A 20090-nucleotide genomic window follows, 5' to 3' on the forward strand; every position below is an offset into this window, starting at 1 on the left:
TGGATTTACATCCGGTCCAGCGCCTCGATCTCGCGGCGCCGCAGATGCAGCAGGACCAGGCCCGGCAATGCGATCAATACCGTGACCATGAAGAAGATCGGCCAGCCCATACGCTCGACGAGCACGGGCGTCAACGGACCGGCCAGATAGGTCCTGCCCACGGCCGACAGCGCTGACAGCAGCGCGAACTGCGTCGCCGAAAACTCCTGGCGGCACAGCGCCATCACCAGCGCCACGAAGGCCGCGGTGCCCAGGCCGCCGCACAGGTTCTCCAGGCCGACGGCGCTGGCCATCAGCGCCAGGCTGCCCGGCTTGACGGCCACCAGCCAGTAGCCAAGGTTGGATACCGCCTGCAATACGCCGAACATCATCAGCGATCGATACAGCCCCAGGCGCGCCATCATGCCGCCACCGGCCAGCGCGCCGACGATGGTCGCGGCCAGGCCCAGGACCTTGTTGACGGTCCCCACCTCCGTCACCGTGAAACCCCCGCCGCGCAGCAGGAACGTGGTCGAGAGGGCGCCGGCGAAGGCATCGCCCAGCTTGTACAGGACGATCAACACCAGCAGGCCCAGCGCGCCGGGCCGGGTGAAGAATTCGCGCAGCGGCTCCACCACGGCGGCCGTCAGGGTGCGCGGCGGCGGAGCGGGCCGCTCCGGTTCCGGCGCCCATAGCGTGGCCAGCATCCCCACGGCCATCAGGCCTCCCATGAGGACATACATCTTGCCCCACCCCAGCCAGGTGTCGGCCAGGACCAGCGCCAGGCCGCCGGAAACCAGCATCGCGATCCGGTATCCCAACACCTTCATGGCGGCGCCGGCGCCCCGTTCCTCCTTGTGCAGCACGTCGGTGCTGTAGGCGTCGAAGACGATATCCTGCGTCGCGGACAGGAACGCCACGAAGACCGCCAGCAGGGCCAGCGGCAGCAGGGCATTGCCCGGGTTGAACAGCCCCATGGCCGCAATGGCCGCCGCCAGCGCCACTTGCGTCAGCAGCATCCAGCCACGGCGGCGCCCCAATATGGGCGGCACATAGCGGTCGACCAGCGGCGCCCACAGGAACTTGAGCGTATAGGCCGTGCCGACCAGGGTCAGGAAACCGATGTCCTGCAAGGAAACGCCGGACACGGTCGCCCAGGCCTGCAATGTCCCTGCAGTCAGCGCCAGGGGCAAACCGCTGGCGAACCCGAGCAGCAGCAGCGGCGCGACGCGGCGACGGGTATAGAGGTTTGCTGCAAACGAAATACCGGCCTCCGTGGAACGGCGCGGCCGGCGTCAGCCGGCGGCGAAACGATAGACCGCCAGGGTACTGCGCCAACTGGGCAGCACGCGCACCTCGCGATCGTCGTTGAAGGTGGCCCGCTGCAGGATACGCAGCCCCAGCTTGGCGGCCAGGGCCTCGAAATCGCGCAGCGTGCACAGATGGATGTTGGGCGTGTTGTACCACTCGTAGGGCATCTGCCCCGTCACCGGCATGCGGCCGCGCAGGATGGCAAAGCCGTGCGGCCAGTAACCGAAATTGGGAAAGGACACGACGCCGTACCGGGCCACACGCGCCATCTCGTGCAGGATGTGCTCGGTGCGATGCATGGACTGCAAGGTCTGCGACAACACCACCGTGTCGAACTGCCCCGCGTCGAACAGCGCCAGGCCGTCCTCCAGGTTCTGCTGGATCACGTCCACCCCGCGCCGCACGCAGGCAATGACGTAATGGTCGTCGATTTCCACGCCGGCGCCTCGTACCTGGCGCTCGTCGCGCAACCAGGCCAGCAGTTCGCCGTCGCCGCAACCCAGGTCCAGCACCCGCGAGCTCGGTGCGATCCAGCTGGCGATGCGCGCCAGGTCGGGACGCAGCATCGGCCGGCCGGGCGCCGGCTGCGCGGTATCGGCGACGTTTATCGTCCTGGCCTGGTTCATTCCGCCCCCTCGACCGCGCGCGGCGGCAGACCGAGTTCATGCGCGATGCGATCGTAATAGGCGCGCACCACGGCATGGTAGCGGGCGTCGTCCAGCAAAAAGGCATCATGGCCGTGCGGCGCATCGATCTCCGCGTAGGTGACCGGACGACCGTTCTTCAGCAGGGCGCGCACGATCTCGCGCGAACGGTCCGGCGGAAAGCGCCAGTCCGTGCTGAAGGACACCAGCAGGAAGCCGGCCTTGGCGGCATCCAGCGCGCGCGCCAAGTCGCCGCCATGGGTGCGCGCGGGGTCGAAATAATCCAGCGCGCGGGTAATCAGCAGATAGGTATTGGCGTCGAAATAGCGGGAGAACTTTTCGCCCTGGTAACGCAGGTACGACTCCACTTCGAACTCGACGTCATAGCCATACCGGTATTCGCCGTTCACGCCCGGCGCGCGCTGGGTGCGCCCGAATTTCTCCGCCATGTCGTCCTGCGACAAGTAGGTGATATGGCCGATCATGCGCGCCACCGACAGGCCGCGGCGCGGCACGGTGTCGTGCGCGTAGTAGTCCCCGCCGTGGAAATCCGGGTCCGTGATGATGGCCCGCCGCGCCACTTCGTTGAACCCGATGTTCTGCGCCGACAGGCGCGGCGTGCTGGCGATCACCACGCAGTGCGCCACGCGTTCGGGGCAGGATGTCGCCCAGCTGAGCGCCTGCATGCCGCCGAGCGATCCGCCCATGACGGCCGCGAACCGGTCGATGCCGAAATGATCCGCGACGCGGGCCTGGGCGTGCACCCAGTCTTCCACCGTCAGCATCGGGAAGGCGGCGCCCCAGGGCTTGCCGGTTTCCGGATTGATACTGGCCGGGCCGGTGGACCCGAAGCAGGATCCCAGGTTGTTGACGCCGATGACGAAAAACCGCTCGGTATCCAGCGGCTTGCCGGGCCCGACCATGTTGTCCCACCAGCCGATGTCGCCCGGGTCCTCGGCCGACACGCCGGCCACGTGATGCGACGCATTCAACGCATGGCAGATCAGGACCGCATTGCTGCGCTCGGCATTCAGCTCGCCATAGGTTTCGACGGCAAGCTCGTAGCGCGCCAGGGACTGGCCGCTGGCCAGGGCCAGGGGTTCATCGAACCGCAGGTAGATGGGCTTGACGACGCCGACAGACCGGGGGCCGGCGCCCTGGGGAACGCCCGCCGCGTTGGCGGACGGAAGTGAACAGGCGGCGCCGGATTCAGATACGGCCACACGGGCCGATTGCTCGATGGTTGCAGTCATGCAGACCTCTTTAGCTGGATTTATCAGGCGCCCGCAAGCGGATCAGGCAAATCGGCGCCAAACGAATGAACCGGCAGATTCTAGCACCGGCACAAGCCCATGCGGCCCGACCGGCCCGCCACGCCGGAATCGCGTCAATAACCCCTGGGCGCATCATGGCTTGCGGCGGCGTAGCCCCGCCTGCAAGATCGGCAGGATTCCGCCTCAACGCGATCACCTCGGGCTGCGCGATACACCCCCATGCCAGAAAAGAAGTTGTCAGAACGCGAGGCCGCCTGCCTGCAATGGGCGGCGGCCGGCAAGACCAGCCGGGAAACGGCCTTGATTCTGGGTGTCAGCGAGCGGACCGTAAACTTCCACGTCCAGAACGCATGCAGGAAGCTGCACGCTCGCAACCGCCGCGCGGCGGTCGCCATGGCCCTGACCTGCGGCCTGCTGGCGGCCTGCCGCAACGGCCGTTCCAGCGGCTGAAATCGCGGCTCAACCGCCGCCCAGGCGCACCGACTGGACGAATTCGCGCGCCGGCGCCGCCGGCAGGCCCTGTTCGGACCCCGTCGCCACGGCTTCCACCAGTACGTTGTCCCGCACCCATATGCGGGCCAGGGCCCATACCGGATGCCCACCGGCCTGTCCCCGCACCTCGATGTCGGCGCCATAGGGCTGCGGGACCGCCGGCGGCGCGGCGCCCAGGTTCTGGTGCAAGGCGGCCAGCATGCCGTCGGCGAGCTTGCGCTGCCCCGCCACATCGCCGGCCAGCTCGGGCGGCAAGGGCGCATGGCCGACGGCGAACACGCCATCGCCCACGCGGGCCGAAGTCAGGGAAAAACGCAGGGAGCGACCCGCCAGCACGATTTCCCGCGTGTCGGTCTGGACGCGCGCCGGGAAATTGGCACGCACCGCGCCGTCGGCAACGGCAATCTCGCGCCAGTTATAGGTGGGCGTGCACGCCGTCGCCAGGGCCACGCACAACGCCAGCAAAACGGGCAGCGCGGCCGATATCCGTGGCGTGCCCCCGCCGGCGTCGCGTATCCGTTCGATCAGTTTGCTCATTGCCCGCGCGTCCCGTGGCCCAGTGGCGTATAACATCCGATACGCCATTGTCGCCGATACCCCGGCGGCGCCGACCGCGATTTCCCCCGTCCGGCGGAGGTTACTGTGGGGCCTGGCCCGCGCTGCTCGTAAAATCAGCCGACATCAACCTGGACATCAAGAAGCCCGCCGTGACAGATATTGCCGCTCGACGCCTTGCCCGCCTGGACGCCAACCGGGAATTGCTCGCCCGTACCCTGCGCGGCATCGAAAAAGAAGGCCTGCGGGTCGATGCGCGCGGGCATCTCGCCCGCACGCCCCACCCTGTGGCGCTCGGCTCCGCGCTGACGCACCCCCGCATCACCACGGACTATTCGGAAGCGTTGCTCGAACTGATCACCGGCACGCACGACAACGTCGCCGCCCTGGTGGACGAGCTGCGGGACATACACCGTCTCGTCTGCTCGCAACTGGACGGCGAACTGATCTGGAACCAGTCCATGCCGGCCTGCCTGCCGGAAGAAGCCGAAATCCCCATCGCCTGGTACGGCACGTCCAACACCGGCATGCTCAAGCATGTCTACCGGCGCGGCCTGGCCTACCGGTACGGCAAGACCATGCAGTGCATCGCGGGCGTCCACTACAACTTTTCACTGGACGATCGCGTCTGGGAACTGCTGGACCTGCCCGGCGATACCGAGCAGGACCGCCGGTCCGCGGGGTATATCGGGCTGATCCGCAATTTCACCCGCTATTCGTGGCTGTTGATGTATTTGTTTGGTTCGGCGCCCGCGCTGTCGCGGGACTTCCTGCGCGGCCGTGCCCATCCCCTGCAGTCGCTGGACCAGGACACGCTTTACCTGCCGTATGCCACCAGCCTGCGCATGGGCGACCTGGGTTACCAGAACAAGGCTCAGTCGCAGCTCAAGCTCTGCTACAACGACCTGGCCACTTTCCTGCAGCGGCTGCATGGCGCGGTCACGCAGCCGTGGCCCGCCTACGAGGCCCTGGGCACGCATCGCGACGGCGAGTGGATCCAGTTGAATACCAACGTCCTGCAGATAGAGAACGAGTACTACTCCAGCATCCGGCCCAAGCGCGCCACGGGGCGCTGCGAGCGGCCCATCACCGCACTGGCCGAACGTGGCGTGCAGTATGTGGAGGTCCGCTGCCTGGACATCGACCCGTTCGAACCGGTGGGCATCGCGGCGGACACCTGCCGTTTCGTCGATGCCTTCCTGTTGTTCTGCGCCGCCAGCGACAGCCCGTATTTCGAGGACGGCGGATTCTGTACCACGAGCGCGGGCAACTTCAACCTGGTGGTCAACGAAGGCCGCCGCCCCGGCATCGAACTGGGCCGGGACGGCAAGTCCGCCGGCTTGCCGGGATGGGGCAAGGAGCTGCTTGATCGCATACTGCCCTACGCCGAAGTCCTGGATGCCGCGTATGGCGGCCAGGCCTATCGCGCCGCGGTCGCGGCGCAGGCCGGCAAGCTGGAGGACCCCGGCGCGACGCCCTCCGCGCGCTTGCTGGCGGCCATGCGGGAAAGCGGCGCAGGTTTCCTGGATTACACGCTCGACCAAAGCCGCCGCCACGCGCAGGCCTTGCTGTCCAGCCCGCTCCCAGCGGAAAAAACCGCCGCCTACGCCGCGATGGCGCGCGCCTCGCTGGACGAACAGAAGGCCATTGAGGCGAGCGACACGATGGACTTTGACACATATGTTTTACGGTATCACCAGGCCCTGAAGGCGCCTGGCACCCAGGTCCCGCAAGTATGATGCGTGGACAGGTCGCGCGATGCCGCCCGGCCTGTCCTGGTCCATACCGCGGGAGGCCTCATGCCTGTTCGCCCCTGTGCGTCGTCCTTATGCCTGGCCCTCGTCCTGGCCTCGGCCCCCGCCTTCGCGGGACAAGGTGCCGAGCTCACGGCCGTTCCCGCGGTGAATCTGCAAAACTACCTGGGCAAGTGGTATGAGATCGCGCGCCTGCCGCGCTTTTTCCAGCGCCATTGCGTCAGCGATACCGTCGCGCTGTACCGTGCCAGGACCGACAAGGCCATCGATGTGGTGAACGCCTGCCGCACCAAGGACGGCGACGTCCAGGAAGTACGCGGACTGGCCGAACCCGTGGCCGGAAGCGGCAATGCGAAGCTGGAAGTCACCATCCTGCCACCCTTCAGCGGCGACTATTGGATCATCGGGCTGGCGCCCGACTACAGCTGGTCCGTGGTGGGCTCGCCCAGCCGCAAGTCGCTCTGGATCCTGGCGCGCACCCCGACACTTCCCCCCGCTGATCTGGAAAAAGCCAAGGCCATCGCCCGCGACAAGGGCTTCGCCGTCCAGGACCTGCGCTACACCCCGCACAGCGCGGCCGCGGCCGCCATCCATTAGCGGCCACACCCGCTCCCCCACCGTCCCTCCCCCCATCCGGATGACTCGCCCTGCGGGTTAGTCCTGACGTTCAGCCAATTGTCAACGCGGCGGCGCGGGCGTGTAATGCGGAACTGGGGATGCAGGCAGCCCGGCAACGGGCAGCCCGCGCACGCGGACAAGGCGGCAAAACCAAGCGCTGAACGCAAAGCGGCATAGAGAAGTCGGGGCGGTTCCATAACGATGATGGTTCACCAGCAGCCCACAGGAGACAATGCCATGCAACGCCAAACAGGTTCACGACGCAAATTCCTCTCGGGTGCCACCGCGGTCGCCGGCACCGCGGCGCTGGGTTTTCCCGCCGTCGTTCCCGCGCAATCCCCCATTACCTTGCGGTTCCAGAGCACCTGGCCCAGCAAGGACATCTTCCACGAGTTCGCACAGGACTACGCGCGCAAGGTCAACGATATGGCCGGCGGCCAGTTGAAGATCGAAATCCTGCCCGCGGGCGCGGTGGTCAAGGCTTTCGACCTGCTCGATGCCGTATCCGCGGGCACGCTGGACGGCGGTCATGGCGTGGTCGCCTATTGGTACGGCAAGAATACGGCGGTCGCGCTATGGGGTTCGGGCCCGTCCTTCGGTATGGACGCGAACATGCTGCTGGCCTGGCACGAATACGGCGGCGGCAAGGAACTGCTGGAAGAAATTCAAAAGGCCATGGGTGCGAACGTGGTCTCCCTGATGTACGGGCCCATGCCGACGCAACCCTTTGGCTGGTTCAAGAAACCCATCACGCGCGCCGACGACGTCAAAGGACTGAAATTCCGTACCGTCGGCCTGGCGATCGATATGTATACGGCCATGGGCGCCGCGGTCAACGCGCTGCCCGGCGGGGAAATCGTCCCGGCGCTGGACCGCGGGCTGCTGGACGGCGCGGAATTCAACAATGCCTCGTCCGACCTGGCGCTCGGTTTCCCTGACGTGTCGAAGATCTGCATGCTGCAAAGCTTTCACCAGAGCGCCGAACAGTTCGAGATCCTCTTCAACAAGGACAAATACAACACCCTGCCGGATCACCTCAAGCACCTGCTGCGCTATGCCGCCCAGGCATCCAGCGCCGATATGTCGTGGAAGGCGTTGAACCGCTACTCGGAAGACTACATCACGCTGCAGAACGAGAAGAAGGTCAAGTTCTACAAGACCCCGGACGCGATATTGCAGCAGCAGCTGAAGATCTGGGACGAGATGATCGCGCGCCGATCCGCGGAGAACCCGCTCTTCAAGAAGGTGCTGGATTCGCAAAAGGCGTTCGCCCAGCGCGCCGGCAAATGGCAGGGCGACACGCAGGTGAATTTCCGCATGGCCTACAACCACTACTTCACCGCGCCGGCAGCCAAAGCGTGATACGCGAACGCCGCACGCGCCAGGAGGCGGCTTTCCCATGATGGGGTTCATCCGTTTCGTCGACCGGCTGTCGACCGCCGTGGGAAAGGCGTTCGCCTGGCTCATCGTGGCCCTGACCTTGCACATCGTCTGGGAAGTGCTCGCGCGCTATTTGTTCAACCGCCCCAGCGCGTGGGCCTTCGACCTGCAGATGATGTACTACGGCATCATGTTCATGATGGCCGGGGCCTATACGCTGGCCAAGAATGGCCACGTGCGCGGGGACATTCTGTACGGCTTCCTGCCGCCGCGCGTGCAGGCCGGACTGGACCTGCTGCTGTACGTGGTGTTCTTCCTGCCGGGCGTCACCGCCATGGTGTGGGCGGGCTGGTATTACGCCGGCGAGTCGATCGCCATCCGCGAGCATTCATCGCTGATGGCCGATGGGCCGCCTATCTATCCGTTCAAGGTCTTCATTCCCATCGCCGGCGCGTTCCTGCTGCTGCAGGGGATCGCCGAGATCCTGCGCTGCGCGCTGTGCCTGCGGCTGGGAGCGTGGCCGCGCCGCGCCGAGGATGTCGAGGAGGTGGATGTGGAAAAACTCAAGGAGATGGTCCACGTCAAGGACGAGGACATCGCCGAACTGGACCGCTACGCGGTCGACCAGGGACACCGCCCATGAGGATCAACAAGGCGTTGTGGTTCGGCCTTTCCTGCATCGCCATCGTGGTGGGCATGATTGTCTTCCTGACACCATGGGGCAACCTCAATTCAGGGCACATCGGCCTGCTCATGCTGGCGTTGATCGTCGTGGCGATCATGCTGGGTTTTCCCACGGCCTTCACGCTCATGGGCATGGGCGTACTGTTCACCTTCCTGGCCTATTCGATGCACGGCGACGGCTTCAGCCTGCATGCCGTGCGCCAGACGCTGGACCTGATGGTGCAGCGAACCTACGCCACCATGACCAACGAATCGCTGATCTCCATCCCGCTGTTCGTCTTCATGGGCTACCTGGTGGAGCGCGCCAACCTCATCGAAAAGCTGTTCCGGTCGATGCATCTGGCGCTGGCGCGGCTACCTGGGGCCCTGGCGGTGGCCACGCTGCTGACGTGCGCAATATTCGCCACTGCAACCGGGATCGTTGGCGCGGTAGTGACGCTGATGGGCCTGCTGGCCATGCCTGCCATGCTGAAAGCCGGCTACAGCACCGGACTGACGGCAGGTTCCATCACGGCCGGGGGTTGCCTGGGCATTCTGATACCGCCTTCGGTGATGCTGATCGTCTACGGCGCCACCACGGGCGTGTCGGTCGTGCAGCTATACGCCGGCGCGCTCCTGCCCGGCATCATGCTGACCGGGCTTTATGTCCTTTACGTGGTGGGCCTTTCCGCCTTCAGGCCGGACCTGGCGCCGCGCCTGTCCGCCAGCGACCGCCATATTCCCCTGCCCGAAGACGCCGCGCGGGTCGTCCGCGTCCATCCCGGCAACGCCGTGGTGGGTCTGCTGGCAGCCCTGTTCCAGCCGCGCCGCGGCGTGGCCGCGGCATCGCGGCCTTTCGTCTGGACGCACCTGGCCATCGCCTTCGCGCCGCTGGCCATGTTTGCCCTGGTCATGGGCGCACTGCACCAGGTCGTGACCACCCCGGCGGCCACCTACGACATTCCCGCGGAGTTGCGGCTGGGCGGAAGTACCGAGCCGCCCGGCGATGGCGGCTTGATGGAACCCATCGCCGGCGGCCTGGCCGAGCCTCCCATGGCGGGCGCCCTGGCTGAACCGCCCGCCACCGGTACGCTGGGCGAACCGCCCGCGACCGGCGCGCTCGCCGAACCACCGGTGCACGCATCGCCCGACGCGCCGGCGAGCACGGCGCAAACCGGCACGGAGGTTGCGCGCGCAGCGTCGGCGGACCCGGGGACCGCCCGACCGGCAAGCGCCGGGGCGCCACAGGCGACGCCGACCGCGGCCGAGGCCAGCGATCCCGCCAGCCGCCTGCCGGCACCCAACGGCTATTGGATCGCCTTCGCCATCCTGGCCGCGATGGTCGTGTTGTTCTACCTGTTGCTCAACTGGCCGCGGCTGCAGATTTTCCGCATGCTGTTGGAGTCCTTCTTTCCGCTGGCCATCATGATCGCCGCGGTGCTGGGCTCGATCACCTTCGGCCTGGCCACGCCCAGCGAGGCCGCCGCCATGGGCGCGCTGGGCGGCGCCTTGCTGGCGCTGGCCTATCGACGGCTGAACATGCCCATGTTGAAGGAATCCGTCTACCTGACGACCAAGACCACTGCCATGGTGTGCTGGCTGTTCGTCGGCTCGTCGATTTTCTCGGCCGCCTTCGCACTGCTGGGCGGGCAGGCCCTGGTGGAGGCATGGGTGTTGTCGCTGGGCCTGAGCAAGCTGGAATTCCTGCTGCTCGCGCAAGTCATTATCTTCCTGCTCGGCTGGCCGCTGGAGTGGACCGAGATCATCGTGATCTTCATGCCGATCTTCGTGCCGCTGCTGCAAACGTTCGAGATCGACCCGCTGTTCTTCGGGCTGCTGGTGGCGCTGAACCTGCAGACTGCCTTCCTGTCGCCGCCGGTCGCCATGGCGGCCTTCTACCTGAAGGGCGTGGCGCCGCCGCATGTGACCCTGAACAGTATCTTCGTGGGCATGCTCCCCTTCATGGGGATCCAGATAGTCGCCATCTTCCTGCTGTATGTCTTTCCCGGCATCGGCCTGTGGCTGCCCGCGCTTTTGTACGGTTGACCTGGAGAGGACGATCATGCCCCTATTCCCTATCGCACGCGTCGCCGCCGGCTTTGCGATGAGCACACTGCTGGCGGCGACGGCCGCCGCCCATCATGGCTGGTCCTGGGCCGATGAAGACCAGATGCGCCTCACCGGCGTCGTCAAGCAGGTGGTCGTCGCGCCGCCGCATCCCTATCTGGAGGTGCAGACGCAGAACGACGGCCTTTGGCGCGTGGAGCTCGGCAATCCCTCGCAGACCCGGGAATCGGGTTTCAACGAGACATCGGCCAAGGCCGGGCAGTCCATCGTGGCCACCGGCAATCGGGCGCGCGATCACGCGGAGAAACGCATGAAGGCGGTACAGGTGTCGGTCGACGGCAAGACCTACGACATCTATCCGGACCGGATACGCCGGTGAATCTCGATGCCGTGCTGCAGTGGGTCGCCGCATTGCCCTTCGCGGTTTTCCTGCGCGATTCGAGCATCGGCTACCTGCTGGCCAACGCCGCGCATATCGCTGCGCTGGGCGTGCTGATCGGCTCCATCATGGCGCTGGACCTGCGCCTGCTGCGCGCGCGGGGCACCCTGCCCTTGAGCGAATTCGGCCCCTACCTGTCGCGCATGGCGGCCATCGCGCTACTGGTGGCGGCGGTGACCGGCCTGCTGCTGTTCTCGGTGAAACCGGATGAATATGTCCGCAATCCGGCCTTCCTCGCCAAGCTCGCCATCGTGGGGCTCGGCATCGCCAACGCGCTGTGGCTGCATGCGGGGCCGGGTTGGCGGCGCGCCCTGGCGGGACCGGACATCCCCGGTTCCATACGGGTACACGCCGCCCTTTCGCTGCTGTTCTGGCTGAGCGCGATCGTGGCGGGGCGCTGGATCGGGTTTCTGTAGCGTTACGCCTGTCGCGGCACGCGGCAAGCCGCACGCAGCCCACGGGACCGGCGTGCGCCTGCAAGCGTCCGCGCGCGCTCAGCGGCCCTTCTTCACCGCCGTGGCGACCGCATCGCCCATCTCCTCCGTGCCGACGCGCTGGCAGCCCGGCTGCTGGATGTCCGGCGTGCGGTATCCGTCCGCCAGCACCGTGCGCACGGCCTGTTCGACGCGATCGGCGTTTTCTGTCTGGTTGAACGTATAGCGCAGCATCATCGCCATCGAAAGGATGGACGCGATGGGGTTCGCCAGGTTCTTGCCGGCAATGTCCGGCGCGGTACCGTGGACCGGCTCGTAGAGGCCCTTCTGCCCATAGCTCAGCGACGCCGAGGGCAGCATGCCGATCGAACCGGTCAGCATCGCCGCTGCGTCCGACAGGATGTCGCCGAAGATGTTGCCCGTGACCATGACGTCGAACTGCTTGGGATGGCGCATCAGCATCATCGCCGCCGCGTCGACGAACAGGTGGGTCAGCTCCACATCGGGATATTGCTCGCCCACGCGGGTAACGACCTCGCGCCACAACTGGCCGACTTCCAGCACATTCGCCTTATCGACCGAGCATACCTTGCGGCGCCGCAGCCGCGCGGTCTTGAAGGCGACATGCGCGATGCGCTCGACTTCGGACTCGCTGTAGCGCATCGTGTTGTAGCCTTCTCGCTCGCCCTTTTCAGTGACGCGGATACCACGCGGCTCGCCGAAATAGGCATCGCCAGTCAGTTCGCGCAGGATCATCAGGTCCAGCCCTTCCACCACCTCGGGCTTCAGGGTGGATGCACCGATCAACTCCGGGAACAGGAAGGCCGGACGGAAATTCGCGAAGAGTTCCAGCTCCCTGCGCAGCCGCAGCAGGCTGGCGCCGGGCCGCATCGCGAAGGGGATGGCTTCGTCGCCCGGCATGCCGGCGGCGCCGAACAGGATGGCCTCCGCCTTGCGCGCGATCTCGGACGTCGCGGCCGGCAGCGGATCGCCCGCCGCGTCGATGCCCGCGCCGCCGATGGCGGCTTCCACCAGTTCCACATTGGCGCTGGATCCCAGCACGGCATGCAGCACTTTTACCGCCTGTGCGGTCACTTCCTTGCCGATGCCGTCACCGGGCATGACTGCGATTTTCATATCTGTTCCTTCAAGAGTAAGGGCGGGTCAGCCCGCCACCGCATCGTGCTGCCGCTCGAAGGCGGCGATGCGGTCGGTAAGCGTGAGGGTGTAGTCGAGTTCGTCCATGCCTTGCAGCAGGCACTGCTTGGAGAAGGCATCGACCTCGAAGCCATGGGTGGCGCCGTCGGGCGCCGTGACGCTCTGCCCGGCTAGGTCCACCACGATGCGGGCGCCCGGCCGCGCCTGCAGCGCCTGCAATATCCCGGCCACGACCGCGTCGGGCAGGACGATCGGCAACAGGCCGTTCTTCAGCGCGTTGGAGAAAAAGATATCCCCGAAGCTGGGCGCGATCACGGCGCGCACGCCATAGTCGTACAGCGCCCAGACCGCATGCTCGCGCGACGAGCCGCAACCGAAATTGCGTTGCGCCACCACAATGCGCGCGGGCCGGTAAGGCGGCTGGTTCAGGATGAAATCCGCATTCTCCGTCCCGTCCTTGGCGTAGCGCAGGTCGCGGAACAGGTACGCGCCGAAGTCATCGGTGCGCGGCTTTTGCAGATAGCGCGCGGGCACGATCTGGTCGGTGTCCACATTCGCGCGCGCCACCGGCAAGGCGACGGCATCAAGTCGTTGAAAGGCTTCCATGGTCAGCTCCGGTCCAGCAAAGGCCGCGGGTCGGCAAGGTGCCCGCTGACCGCGGCGGCAGCGGCCATCACGGGACTCATCAAATGGGTGCGCGAGCCAGGGCCCTGCCGGCCGACGAAATTCCGGTTGGAGGTCGACGCGCAGCGCTGGCCCGGCGCCACCTGGTCGCCGTTGGTCGCCAGGCACATCGAACAGCCTGCATAGCGCCATTCGAAGCCCGCCTCGCGGAACACCCGATCCAGGCCCTCCTGCTCCGCCTGCAGCTTGACCTGCTGGGAACCCGGTACGACCCAGGCCTGCACACCGGCAGCGACCCGCCGGCCGCGCGCGACCTCGGCGGCCTGGCGCAGGTCTTCAATGCGGCCGTTGGTACACGACCCGATAAAGACCCGGTCGACGGCGATGTCCGTCAGGGCCATGCCGGGACGCAGTCCCATGTATTCCAGCGTCCGCGCCATGGAAGCCTGGCGCGCCGCATCGGACGCACTCGCGGGGTCGGGCACGCGCCCGGACACCGGCAAGGCGTCTTCCGGGCTGTTGCCCCACGTGACCATGGGCTGCAGGGCGCCGGCGTCCAGCGTGACCTCGCGGTCGAACGTCGCACCGTCATCCGTGCGCAGGGTGCGCCATTGCGCCAGGGCCTCGTCCCAGGCCGCGCCCGAGGGCGCGTACGGACGGCCATGCAGCCAGGCGAAGGTCGTCTCGTCCGGCGCGATCATGCCGGCGCGCGCGCCCGCTTCGATCGACATATTGCACACCGTCATGCGGCCTTCCATGGACAGCGCCGTGATGGCGGGGCCGGCGTACTCGATGACATGGCCGGTTGCGCCTGCCGCGCCGATCTGCGCGATGACGCCCAGGATGATGTCCTTTGCCGTCACGCCGGCCTGCAGCCGGCCGGTTACCGTCACACGCATCGTCGGTGGCTTGCGCTGCCAGACCGATTGCGTGGCCAGCACGTGGGCGACTTCCGAGGCGCCGATGCCGAAGGCGAACGCGCCCATCGCGCCATGCGTGGCGGTATGGCTGTCGCCGCATACGATCAGCATGCCGGGCAGGCTCAGCCCCTGTTCCGGCCCGACCACGTGGATGATGCCCTGGCGCGCGTCGTCCAGGCCGAAGAACTGCATGCCCGCTTCCTTGGCATCCTGCCGCAGGGCATCCGCCATGGCGCGCTTTTCCGGATCGGCGATCGTGGACAAGTCACGCGTGTCGGTCGGGACATAGTGGTCCGGCGTGGCGAAACTGCGCTGCGGGCTGTGGACGCTCAGTCCCCGTTGGCGCAGCATGGCGAAGGCCGGCGCGGAGCCATCCTGGACCAGATGGCGATCGACATACAACAGGCTGGCCCCATCGTCACGTTGAAGGACCTGGTGCCGCGACCAGATCTTGTCGAACAGCGTGCGGGGCGCGGAGGCGGATGACATAGGCTGGGATCGGTTGAATGCGGTTGAAATGGCGGAGCGGCCGGTCAATCGAGCTTGGCGCCCGAAAGCTCGACGATGTCCTTGTAGCGCTTCATTTCGGAGTCGATGAACGAGGCGAACTCCGCGGGCGTACCGCCGCCGATCTCGGCGCCGTACTCCAGCATGCGGGCGCGCATGTCGTCGCTCTTCAGCACTTCGTTGGTGGCCTGGTTCAGCTTGTCGATGATGGGCTGCGGCGTGCCGGCCGGCGCCATCAGGCCGTACCAGGAAGAGGCGTACACATTCGGCACGCCCAGCTCGTCCAGGGTCGGCACGTCCGGCAAGGCCGGATTGCGCTGGCGCGAGGCCACCGCCAGCGCACGCAGCTTGCCGCTCTTGATCATCGGCAGGCAGGTCGTGGTGTCGAGCATCAGCGAGATATGCCCGGCCATGAGATCCGCTTCCGCCGGAGACGTGCCCTTGTACGGGACATGGACGATATTGATCTTGGTTGCGGCCGCGAACTGCACCGCGGCCAGGTGCTGCGACGACCCGACCCCGCCGGAACCATAGTTCAGCTTGCCAGGGTTGGCCTTGGCGTACGCAACCAGCTCCTGCATGGTCTTGAAGGGCGAGGCCGCCGGCACCACCAGGATGTTCGGCACGGAAGACACGTAGGCGATCGGCGCGAAGTCCTTCACCGGGTCGAAGCCCAGGTGCGAGTACAGGTACTTGTTGACGGCATTGGGGCTGATGGAGCCCATCAGCAGGTTGTAGCCGTCGGCAGGCAGGCGCGACGCCACTTCGGTGCCGATGTTGCCGCCCGCGCCTGCGCGATTGTCGACGACGACCGGCTGCCCCAGGCGCTGGGAGAGACCCTGCGCGATCAGGCGCCCCATCGTGTCCACGCCGCCTCCGGGGGGCCAGGGCACCACCATTTTGATCGGATGGTCGGGATATTCGGCGAGGGCGGGCGTCGTGCCCGCGACACTACAGGCGGCCAGCACCACGGCCGCGAGCCAGGCATGCGCTTTGATCATGATTGTCTCCGGATTTTTATAGAGGATACGGCGCAATTCTTGGCTTTATCCCGCAAGGCCGCAAGCCAAATTAAGGCATGTCAGCTATGATTAATACTCATGCTCTACCCACCTTGGCCTGCCCTGCTCACTACCCAATGCCCGGTCTCCCATGTCTCGCCGCCTCCCTCCGCTGAACGCGCTGCGCGCCTTCGAAGCGTCGGCCCGCAACGCCAGCTTCACCCGGGCCGCGCAGGAGCTTTGCGTCACGCAGGGCGCGATCAGCCGCCACGTCGCCGCCCTGGAAGACTGGACCAAGGCCCAGCTCTTCCTGCGCGGGCGCCACGGAATCGAACTGACCGGGCCCGGGCAGGCATACTTCCGCACGGTGCGCGCGGCCCTGGACCAGATCGAACAGGCGACACGGCAGCTGCAGCAACAGCCCGACGACCACCGCCTGCGCATCAAGCTGCCGCCCACCTTCGCGATCAAATGGCTGGTGCCGCGCCTGGCCCGCTTCCATGCCGCGCGGCGCGACATCGACGTGCAGATCACCACCTCCCATCAACGCGCGGACTTCGACCGCGAGGACGTGGACATCAGCATTCATTCGGAAACTCAGCCGCCCGCCGGACCGGGCTACCGGCGCCTGTTCGGCGAGACGCTGCTGCCCGTCTGCGCGCCGGGGCTGCTGGACAAGGCGCCGCGGCTGAGCACACCGGAAGACCTGGCGGAGCACGTGCTGCTTTGCTCCCTGAACCGCCCGCACGACTGGCCGACCTGGCTCTCGGCGGCGGGGGTTCACGATGTGGATGGCAATAGCGGCCTGAAGTTCGAAAACGCCGCATTGGCGTACCAGGCGGCCATCGACCAACTGGGCGTGATGATCGCGCAGCTGGCTTTCGTCAGCGACGACCTGCTGGCCGGCCGGCTCGTGGCGCCGTTAGCCCTGCGCGTCGCCACGCCCGGCGCGTATGTCCTGGCCTATCGCAGCGATCGACCGAAACCCGAACGCGTGCAGGCGTTCGAAGATTGGATCGTGCGCGAAGCGGCAGAAATGGAAGCGCGCCTGGCGGGATAGCGCTGCGGCATTTGCGCGGGCATGGCCGCTTCGACGTGGCGCATCGCGACGGGATGCTCCCTTGCCTGCCTTGGGCACCCCGGCGCGTGCGTCGCGGTGCCCAACTGCCTGCGCTCAGGCGCTAGCGGTCCGTTTTCGGACTGGCAGGCCAGGAAGATTCCGATTTGCCCTCGACCGGATAGGGATATGAGGCGAAGGCCTCTTCGAGCGATGGGGTCTCGACCTCCAGTTCTTCATCGATAAGCAAAGGCTCGGACGCGGTGGCGTCCAACAGGGCGCGCAGATCGCTCACCTTGCGAAGGCGGCATTTTCCCTCGTCCTGGAGGGCAGCCGGACTTGCCTGGATTGGGGAAAGACAGGAGCCGTGTGCTGCCGTAGTGCTGATACTCATATGTGTTACCCATGATTGTCCTGACTCGCGCCAGTGAGGGCGTTACGTGCGCAGGACAGGCAATTCGTTCCATGCGGCGTGCAAGGCATGTACGAAGGATGCGTCGATGCAATCGCTTTCCATGGCAGGCCCGTTCGGTCATCCATCGCTTTGTCGTTTGAATCATGGCCATCTATCGCCTCGCCTGCCGCGCAAACAAGGTAACATTCCAGCGGAAATATCCTCGGCCTTCATGACGGTGCATAGCCGGACGAATTTCTCGTTTTCCGGTTCGCCCGGCGTGCAACGAGGGACGCCGCCGGTGTGGCGTGGCTCACATGATGGCAAGGCTTGCATTACGGCTTCTCCATACCATCGCGTCGCCGGGCAAGCCACCCTCCACGCCGCCACCCGGCCGCCATCGAACCGCTTCAAAAACAGGCCGGCACAGACACCCGTCCCGACGCGCGCGTCGATTGATCGATCCCCTACCCGCAGGCACATCATTTCGAAACCGACATGCTCACTTTCAAGCAGATCGAAGCCCTTTACTGGGTCGTCCATCTCAACGGCTTCGCCAATGCCGCCGAGCGCTTGAACACGACGCAATCGGCCATCACCAAACGCATCCAGGAGCTGGAAACGGGCTTCGACGTCCAGATCTTCAACCGCAGCGGACAGAAAGCCACCCTGACGCGCACCGGGGAAGAGCTGCTGGAGATGGCCGCCGACCTGCTGGGCCGGCGCGACCAGATGCTGCTGAAGATCAAGGGCTTCAAGCCTTTCTCGGGCTCGCTGCGGCTGGGAATCACCGAAATAACCGCCATGACATGGTTGCCGCAGCTGATGCAGACCTTGCGCAACGCGTTTCCCGAACTGGTTGTTCAGCCGAAGATCGATATGGCCTGGCAGTTGCAGAAGAGCCTGTCGAACGGGCAGTTGGACATGGCGATCGTGCATTGGGAGGTGCGCCACCCGCACCTGGAAGCCGAGCCCATCGCGCAGGTGGATTTCGCATGGGCGGGAAGCCCGGCAGTCGTCTCGCCGTCGCGGGTCTATTCGCCCGAAGATATCTCGCGCATGAACATCGTGCGGCAGGACCCGGATTCGGCCCTGAATGCCATTTACGACGAATGGCTGGCGCCCTACACGCCGCAGTCCAACCTGTTCACCATCAACAGCCTGCAGGCCATGGTGGGGATGACCGTAGCCGGTTTCGGGGTCGCATGCATTCCCACGGCTTTTTTCTCCGACTTGATCAAGAGCCGCAAACTGATACTGGCGCGCGCCACCAAGCCCATGCCCAGTTCGCTCTACTGCGCCATGTATGCCAAACAGTCGAACACCATGTTCTATCGCGAGATCGCGCGCATTGCACGGGACGTCTGCGATTTTTCACGGCCTTACGGCGGCCTCAATGCCTGATGTCCGATAGGAACTTGCGTGCCCGGTCCGTGCCCGGCCGGGCGAAGAATTCCCCAGGCGGCGCCCGCTCGACAATGGCGCCGGCATCCATGAACCACACCGTATCAGCCACGTCGCGCGCGAAGTTCATTTCGTGCGTAACGCAGACCATAGTCATGCCATCGGCGGCCAGGGACTTCATCACCTGCAGCACCTCGTTGACCATCTCCGGGTCGAGGGCGCTGGTGGGCTCGTCGAACAGCATGATGCGCGGCTTCATGGCTAGCGCCCGCGCAATCGCCACGCGTTGCTGCTGCCCGCCTGACAATTCGCCGGGGTAGGCCTCGGCCTTGTGCGCCAGCCCGACGCGGTCGAGCAGCGCATGGGCATGGTCGCGCGCCTCGCCTTTGCCCATGCGTTTCAGCAGCAGCGGCGCCATGATAAGGTTCTCGCGCACGTTCATGTGTGGAAACAGGTTGAACTGCTGAAACACGAAGCCGATATGGCTGCGCATACGGTCGATCGATCCGCATTGATGGACGTCCACTCCGTCGATCAGGATGGCGCCTTTCTGGATGGGCTCCAGGCGGTTGATCGTGCGGATCAGCGTCGACTTGCCAGATCCGGAGGGCCCACATACGACCAGTACCTCGCCCTGCTGCACCATGGCGTTGACATTATCGAGGGCGAGATAGTCGCCGTACCATTTACTGACGTTCTTGAATTCGATCATGGGAATACCTAGGCCACCACGATGCGCGTGCCGCGCATGCGGTTTTCGACGAGCTTGACGACGCCCGTCAGGATCAGGTTCAGCGTGAAGTAGGTCAGCGCCAGAAGCGTGAAGACCTGGAACGGTTTGGTCAGCAGCATGTTGTTGACCTGGGCCGCGGCAAAAGTAAGTTCGTGGACGCTGATGACGAAGCCCAGTGAAGTCTCTTTGACGGTGGAGATGAACTGGCTCAGTATGCTCGGTATCGTGTTGTACAAGGCTTGCGGCAACACGATCTTGCGCATCGTCTGCATATGGCTGAGTCCCAGCGAGCGTCCGGCCTCCATCTGGCCCTTGGGCAGCGCCTGAATGCCGCTGCGGATGATCTCGGACAGGTATGCGCCTTCGTAAATGATCAGCGCCGCGGCCATGGTGACCACACCGTTGATGGAAGCGCCGATCACCAGGGGCAGGAAGAAGTACGCCCAGAAGATGAACATGATGAGCGGCAGCCCGCGGGCCACGTAGACGATGGCGGTGGCAGGCCAATAGCAGATCCTGTGCGAACTGATGCGGCCCAGCGCAAGCAGCAGCCCGACGGGGAACGCGAACAGCAGGCTGACCAGCGCCAGCAGGATGGTGGCCGCCAGCCCGCCCAAGGCGCCGTTGGGCCATTGCCCCACCAGCAGCAACAGCCAGTTATCGGAGAGGATTTCCAGCATGG

General features: G+C 65.7%; 21 protein-coding genes and 1 riboswitch. Of the genes, 10 read left to right on the forward strand and 11 right to left on the reverse strand.

All coding sequences use genetic code 11. The annotated features are described in order from the left end of the window. Positions 1 to 5: 5 nt before the first annotated feature. The 3 genes from BAU07_RS23325 to metX form a co-directional block, all read right to left on the reverse strand. Entirely contained in the window at positions 6 to 1244 is a 1239-nt protein-coding gene (locus BAU07_RS23325; protein WP_066663099.1) for a muropeptide transporter, read from the reverse strand. 30 nt (positions 1245 to 1274) lie between these two features. Next, positions 1275 to 1856, reverse strand: a complete 582-nt coding sequence (gene metW / locus BAU07_RS23330) for a methionine biosynthesis protein MetW (RefSeq protein WP_066665669.1) — start codon at positions 1854 to 1856, stop codon at positions 1275 to 1277. Between the two features lie 56 nt (positions 1857 to 1912). After that, complete coding sequence (gene metX, locus BAU07_RS23335) at positions 1913 to 3187, reverse strand: homoserine O-succinyltransferase MetX (RefSeq protein WP_066663102.1); 1275 nt, start codon at positions 3185 to 3187, stop codon at positions 1913 to 1915. Next, positions 3177 to 3255, reverse strand: a riboswitch (SAM riboswitch). (Overlaps the previous gene by 11 nt.) 172 nt (positions 3256 to 3427) lie before the next feature. On the opposite strand from metX, the gene BAU07_RS23340 reads away from it, so the two are divergent. After that, positions 3428 to 3658, forward strand: coding sequence for a helix-turn-helix domain-containing protein (locus BAU07_RS23340; RefSeq protein ID WP_066663104.1), 231 nt, complete (start codon positions 3428 to 3430; stop codon positions 3656 to 3658). A 9-nt stretch (positions 3659 to 3667) separates the two neighbouring features. On the opposite strand, the gene BAU07_RS23345 is transcribed toward BAU07_RS23340, so the two are convergent. Beyond that, the gene (locus BAU07_RS23345; protein ID WP_232338188.1) at positions 3668 to 4237 is read right to left on the reverse strand and encodes a hypothetical protein; all 570 of its coding nucleotides are present in this window, start codon (positions 4235 to 4237) and stop codon (positions 3668 to 3670) included. 170 nt (positions 4238 to 4407) lie between these two features. Between BAU07_RS23345 and gshA the strand changes: the two genes are divergently transcribed. From gshA to BAU07_RS23380, 7 genes are all read left to right on the forward strand, one after another. After that, on the forward strand, positions 4408 to 5994 hold the full coding sequence (gene gshA / locus BAU07_RS23350) for a glutamate--cysteine ligase (protein WP_066663108.1): 1587 nt from the start codon (positions 4408 to 4410) through the stop codon (positions 5992 to 5994). A 60-nt stretch (positions 5995 to 6054) separates the two neighbouring features. Continuing rightward, positions 6055 to 6606, forward strand: coding sequence for a lipocalin family protein (locus BAU07_RS23355; RefSeq protein ID WP_066663111.1), 552 nt, complete (start codon positions 6055 to 6057; stop codon positions 6604 to 6606). Between the two features lie 258 nt (positions 6607 to 6864). Next, the gene (locus BAU07_RS23360) at positions 6865 to 7989 is read left to right on the forward strand and encodes a TRAP transporter substrate-binding protein (RefSeq protein ID WP_066663114.1); all 1125 of its coding nucleotides are present in this window, start codon (positions 6865 to 6867) and stop codon (positions 7987 to 7989) included. A gap of 37 nt (positions 7990 to 8026) precedes the next feature. Continuing rightward, positions 8027 to 8650, forward strand: coding sequence for a TRAP transporter small permease subunit (locus BAU07_RS23365; protein WP_066663117.1), 624 nt, complete (start codon positions 8027 to 8029; stop codon positions 8648 to 8650). Next, on the forward strand, positions 8647 to 10716 hold the full coding sequence (locus tag BAU07_RS23370; RefSeq protein ID WP_066663120.1) for a TRAP transporter large permease: 2070 nt from the start codon (positions 8647 to 8649) through the stop codon (positions 10714 to 10716). The genes BAU07_RS23365 and BAU07_RS23370 overlap by 4 nt, the downstream gene beginning before the upstream one ends. A gap of 16 nt (positions 10717 to 10732) precedes the next feature. Then, positions 10733 to 11116, forward strand: a complete 384-nt coding sequence (locus tag BAU07_RS23375) for a DUF6152 family protein (RefSeq protein WP_066663123.1) — start codon at positions 10733 to 10735, stop codon at positions 11114 to 11116. Then, the gene (locus tag BAU07_RS23380) at positions 11113 to 11592 is read left to right on the forward strand and encodes a DUF6644 family protein (protein WP_066663125.1); all 480 of its coding nucleotides are present in this window, start codon (positions 11113 to 11115) and stop codon (positions 11590 to 11592) included. Before BAU07_RS23375 ends, BAU07_RS23380 begins: the two co-directional genes overlap by 4 nt. Before the next feature lie 78 nt (positions 11593 to 11670). On the opposite strand, the gene leuB is transcribed toward BAU07_RS23380, so the two are convergent. Genes leuB through BAU07_RS23400 form a run of 4 tightly spaced genes read right to left on the reverse strand, consistent with a single transcriptional unit; the run spans position 11671 to position 15820 of the window. Beyond that, positions 11671 to 12747, reverse strand: a complete 1077-nt coding sequence (gene leuB / locus BAU07_RS23385; RefSeq protein WP_066663126.1) for a 3-isopropylmalate dehydrogenase — start codon at positions 12745 to 12747, stop codon at positions 11671 to 11673. A gap of 27 nt (positions 12748 to 12774) precedes the next feature. Further along, positions 12775 to 13374, reverse strand: a complete 600-nt coding sequence (gene leuD, locus BAU07_RS23390; RefSeq protein ID WP_066663129.1) for a 3-isopropylmalate dehydratase small subunit — start codon at positions 13372 to 13374, stop codon at positions 12775 to 12777. Between the two features lie 2 nt (positions 13375 to 13376). Beyond that, positions 13377 to 14801: a 3-isopropylmalate dehydratase large subunit gene (leuC, locus tag BAU07_RS23395; RefSeq protein ID WP_066663131.1), complete on the reverse strand. Its 1425-nt coding sequence runs from the start codon at positions 14799 to 14801 to the stop codon at positions 13377 to 13379. Positions 14802 to 14845: 44 nt separating this feature from the next. Continuing rightward, entirely contained in the window at positions 14846 to 15820 is a 975-nt protein-coding gene (locus BAU07_RS23400; RefSeq protein WP_066663134.1) for a Bug family tripartite tricarboxylate transporter substrate binding protein, read from the reverse strand. A gap of 151 nt (positions 15821 to 15971) precedes the next feature. On the opposite strand from BAU07_RS23400, the gene gcvA reads away from it, so the two are divergent. Beyond that, positions 15972 to 16880: a transcriptional regulator GcvA gene (gene gcvA, locus BAU07_RS23405; protein WP_066663136.1), complete on the forward strand. Its 909-nt coding sequence runs from the start codon at positions 15972 to 15974 to the stop codon at positions 16878 to 16880. Positions 16881 to 17001: 121 nt separating this feature from the next. Here gcvA and BAU07_RS27280 read toward each other — a convergent pair whose 3' ends face one another. Next, positions 17002 to 17271 (reverse strand): hypothetical protein, encoded by a 270-nt coding sequence (locus BAU07_RS27280; protein WP_157122411.1) that lies wholly within the window; start codon positions 17269 to 17271, stop codon positions 17002 to 17004. 498 nt (positions 17272 to 17769) lie between these two features. Between BAU07_RS27280 and BAU07_RS23410 the strand changes: the two genes are divergently transcribed. Beyond that, positions 17770 to 18675, forward strand: a complete 906-nt coding sequence (locus tag BAU07_RS23410) for a LysR family transcriptional regulator (protein ID WP_066663139.1) — start codon at positions 17770 to 17772, stop codon at positions 18673 to 18675. Here BAU07_RS23410 and BAU07_RS23415 read toward each other — a convergent pair. Next, a complete protein-coding gene (locus BAU07_RS23415) occupies positions 18665 to 19387 on the reverse strand; it encodes an amino acid ABC transporter ATP-binding protein (protein ID WP_066663145.1) in 723 nt (240 codons plus the stop codon). The genes BAU07_RS23410 and BAU07_RS23415 overlap by 11 nt on opposite strands. An 8-nt stretch (positions 19388 to 19395) precedes the next feature. Further along, positions 19396 to 20088: an amino acid ABC transporter permease gene (locus BAU07_RS23420; RefSeq protein WP_066663158.1), complete on the reverse strand. Its 693-nt coding sequence runs from the start codon at positions 20086 to 20088 to the stop codon at positions 19396 to 19398. Positions 20089 to 20090: the final 2 nt, after the last annotated feature.

The sequence above is a fragment of the Bordetella flabilis genome, from assembly GCF_001676725.1.
GTDB lineage: Bacteria > Pseudomonadota > Gammaproteobacteria > Burkholderiales > Burkholderiaceae_B > Bordetella_C > Bordetella_C flabilis.